4 protein-coding genes are annotated in these 2,711 nt (G+C 50.8%); all 4 read right to left on the reverse strand.

The features are described 5' to 3' along the window. Nucleotides 1-805, reverse strand: an 805-nt coding sequence (gene gvpN, locus Q7V06_RS05580; protein WP_304839267.1) for a gas vesicle protein GvpN, incomplete at its 3' end; no start/stop codon positions are given. A 2-nt stretch (nucleotides 806-807) separates the two neighbouring features. Then, nucleotides 808-1,929 carry a hypothetical protein gene (locus Q7V06_RS05585; RefSeq protein WP_304839270.1) on the reverse strand — a complete coding sequence of 374 codons (1,122 nt, stop codon included), beginning with the start codon at nucleotides 1,927-1,929 and terminating at the stop codon, nucleotides 808-810. 46 nt (nucleotides 1,930-1,975) lie between these two features. Beyond that, complete coding sequence (gvpA, locus tag Q7V06_RS05590; protein WP_304839272.1) at nucleotides 1,976-2,191, reverse strand: gas vesicle structural protein GvpA; 216 nt, start codon at nucleotides 2,189-2,191, stop codon at nucleotides 1,976-1,978. Between the two features lie 68 nt (nucleotides 2,192-2,259). After that, nucleotides 2,260-2,711: AAA family ATPase (locus Q7V06_RS05595; protein WP_304839275.1), on the reverse strand; the 452-nt coding region annotated here is incomplete at its 5' end.

Here is a 2,711-nt window from a genome sequence, read left to right on the forward strand (position 1 = left end):
CAGAACAGACCTGCCGGTACCATTCTGCCCCCCCCAGTTTGCTTGCACGGGCTATTGCAATCGCAGAGCGGACTGTTGGCTGGGATGCACAGAGATCGGAACTCCTGAGATCCCGGACGAGCTGTACTATGATCGCTGCATCGGCGATCGGGAGTGTTGCCTTCTTCGCCACGATCGCAATCTCGGTCTCTTCATCATAGTATCCGGTGTGGATCGTCACCATCCGGTCCATCAGTGCATCCTGAGACCGAAACACTCCGGCGTACTCCTCAGGGTTCGAGGTGAAGATCGCACGGAAGTCGGGATGGACCTTGATATAGCTGCTCCCATGCGCAGCACTCGGAAGCTCCAGTATCTTCTCTTCAAGAACCGAGAGGAGAACATTGTTCGCCTCAGGTCGGGATCGGGTGAACTCATTATAGATCAGGGTAAAACCCAGTTTGCATGCGGTGGTGAGCCGGTCATCAAGCCAGGTCTTTGTGACCGATTCGTTCTCCTTGTAGACGCGGGAGACGAAACGATCGATGACACGGGATCGACGATACCCAAACTCACTCCCAACGAGTGAACTGGTACTGAACTCTTCGTCACCGTTTAAGAGGACGACCGGTCTGCCGATCTGATGGGCGATATGAATTGCAAGCGTAGTCTTCCCACACCCTGTTGGCCCGGAGAGGTGGATCGGAAACCCCGCCTGCATGTACCTGATACCCCTTTTGGTCAACTGACTGATTGCTTTTGTCTCAATAAAGTCCTCTGCAGGTTTTGTACTGATCACGGTTATCTTCCCGCCAACACCGCTCATGCTTACTCACCCGGTGGTTCTTGGAGGTACGGTTCCTGTTCTGGTTCCTCCTCCTTTTTTGGGAAGTACTCCACATCCTCTTTTCTGATCAGACCCTCATTGAGGAGATCCCGGGCCGGTCTGATCAACTTCCTCCATTCGATCTCCATCTGGCTACCGATTACGGTCAGGGTGATGCCGGATGGAGATCCTGATACTACCTCAAGGATACGTTCCTTTAATGATTCGATATCATCTTCATCATGGGCGTCTATAGCCTGGGATTCTTCCTGCTGGATAGGTGGGGGCTCCTGTTGGCTCTCACATTCCATGACCTCAATGGTACTGATATCCGGCCTGGAGATCTGTTGTCTTCTCCTGAGTGAGTATGTAAAAGAATGAAGATAATCCTGACATTCGATTGAGTTCTTTCTACGTTCTTCATGGAATGTATCGAGCAGTTCTCTGGTTTTATGAGCAAGAGATCGGTGTTCGGAGGCGAGATCTTTGTGTAACTGCCGTATATCTGCAAGAATTGCTAAACGAAGCTCTCTTCTCTGCTGCTGAAATCCGATCAGCTTCAAATTGAGCTCATCCATAGATGCCTTCCGATCACTTGCAGTACGCAGGAGAAAGGCATGAACCGACTCTTTTAATGAGTTATTGAATGCAGAGAGGGATTCATGAAGCACTTTTGCCTTCTGAATACGTTCGTCCCTCAACGCTCTGATCATCTTTTGGAGATCTGCTGACTCCGCGATACGGTTGGATCTGAGCGCGGCGTGGTGTTCTCGGATTTCAATCTCAAATTGCTTCTTCCCTTCAGCTCGTTCGCTCCGATAGCGGTTGATATCATCCTGTACAGAGCGTTGAAAATGCTTGTATTTCTCTTTTTCAGCTATCCGCTCACGTGAACATGTGTTGATAAATTCACGGCTCTCCTGGCGTTGCCTCTGAATGTCGTCTCTGATAGCTTCACGAAACTGTCGTACTTCTCTACGCCAGGCATTGGCTGCATCCTTCCTCTCATGTGCATATCCGGCGAGATCAGAGGCGACCTGCTTCCGGTTCTTTTCAACGTACATGGCAGCTTCATCAGAGTATGATTCATAAGGAGAGATTCGTTCTTCTGATGGTTGTTTCATAGTTCCTACCTCCAAAAAATGGGGATTGTAAGGTGGAAAACAGCAGTTATGCTGCTATCTCTTCGGCAGGTGCTGTGAGACCGACGGCTTCAGCGTACTTCAGCCACGTCTCAACAGAGGCAATCACAACACGAGCTTCAAGGGCCAGGATTTCTATGCCGACCAGTGAGACCCGTGCCCATGCGTCGATAACGACGCCCTTATCCAGAATCCGGTCGATGACATCGGCCAGGCTGGATGACGAATTAAATTTCTCAACCATTTTTTTTCACCTCGGTTATATGTTCAGGAGGATGACCCCCCTGACAATTCATAGGGCTGAGAGGTCATCTACGTGGTCACGGGTTTCTCTTTTTGTTTCAAAAAAAGAAACAAGACGAACTCTTCTATAGCTGTTTGGAAATGGCGGTCAGATACGGAGAAGCCACTGAGATCAGAGGTCTCTTCAGGGAAATCAAGGATTGCGAGCATACCTGCCCTTCGACATATACCGGCGATGATCGCACCCGACATCCCTTCGGTCATCGATGCATAGAGGGTGAGATCGACATCGGATTCACAGGGCATCGGACGGGTATGGATCGCAAAGATCGCTGTTCGTGCCTTCTGGTCGGGGAGATCCAATTTCAGAAGGTGTTCGAACCGCCCGGGTCTCAGGAGTGCTCCATCCACACGGTCCAGCCGGTTTGTGGCGGCGAGTACAAAGACCCCCTCCAGGAGTTCAAGGCCGTCCATCACGGAGAGGAGCTGTCCAATCAGCCGCTCCGATACCCCGGCATCAG

The sequence above is a fragment of the Methanocalculus sp. genome, assembly GCF_030651615.1.
GTDB lineage: Archaea > Halobacteriota > Methanomicrobia > Methanomicrobiales > Methanocorpusculaceae > Methanocalculus.

Bases quoted from the DNA above. Each gene is read 5' to 3' on its own strand.
- Q7V06_RS05585 (WP_304839270.1), bottom strand. From the start codon at position 1,929: ATGAAACAACCATCAGAAGAACGAATCTCTCCTTATGAATCATACTCT.
- gvpA (WP_304839272.1), bottom strand. From the start codon at position 2,191: ATGGTTGAGAAATTTAATTCGTCATCCAGCCTGGCCGATGTCATCGAC.